The sequence below is a fragment of the Marinifilum sp. JC120 genome (assembly GCA_004923195.1).
GTDB lineage: Bacteria > Desulfobacterota > Desulfovibrionia > Desulfovibrionales > Desulfovibrionaceae > Maridesulfovibrio.
The window spans coordinates 1-695 of record RDSB01000118.1 but is presented as its reverse complement, the minus strand read 5'-3'; the positions used below and the strand labels follow the sequence as shown (position 1 = coordinate 695).

Below are 695 nucleotides of genomic sequence, written 5' to 3'. Positions count from 1 at the left end.
CTTCTATGTATTCAGCTTGTGCTTGGACTTTCTCTGCTCGTGTTCGGCTGTTGTTTATTGCTGCCTTCTTGTTCTTCCTTTCTTTGATCTTGTCCAGTGTTTCTATAGAGATCCATTCCTTATGATGGTGTTTCTTTAGGCCCAGAACCTCTTGACACGTTGAAGTCAATGTTTCTTTGATGCCTTTCCAGTTGTCCTCCATGGTAGTTTCTTCTTCCTTCAGTAGATCTTGAAAGGCTTGGAATCTGTTGTTGAGAGCTATCTTGAATTCATTGAGTTTGTCAGTATCTCGAAGGAAGGCTGTATTGAACCTTTGTATTGCTGTTTGTCCACTTGTCCAGTTCTTTTTTAGCTTCAGTTTTAAATTGGCTACAACTAGGTGGTGATCTGAAGCTACGTCAGCTCCTCTCCTGGTTCTCACATCTTCCATTGTCCTTCGGAATTTTTTGTTGATGCAAATATGATCTATTTGGTTCTCTGTAGTGTGGTCCGGTGAGATCCATGTAGCCTTGTGTATACGCTTGTGTGGAAATATTGTGCCTCCTATGACCAATTTGTGGAATGCACATAGATTTGCAAATCTTTCTCCATTTTCGTTTCTCTCACCCAGTCCATGTCGTCCCTTGATATCTTCATATCCGGTGTTGTCTAATCTGACTTTGGCGTTTAGATCTCCCATCAGAATGATGAGGTCC

At 41.6% G+C, this 695-nt stretch carries 1 protein-coding gene; it reads right to left on the bottom strand.

Annotated elements, in window-relative coordinates; translation table 11 throughout:
- Positions 1-695 (bottom strand): hypothetical protein (locus D0S45_20640; protein ID TIH06977.1); only part of this gene is annotated, 695 nt, incomplete at both ends.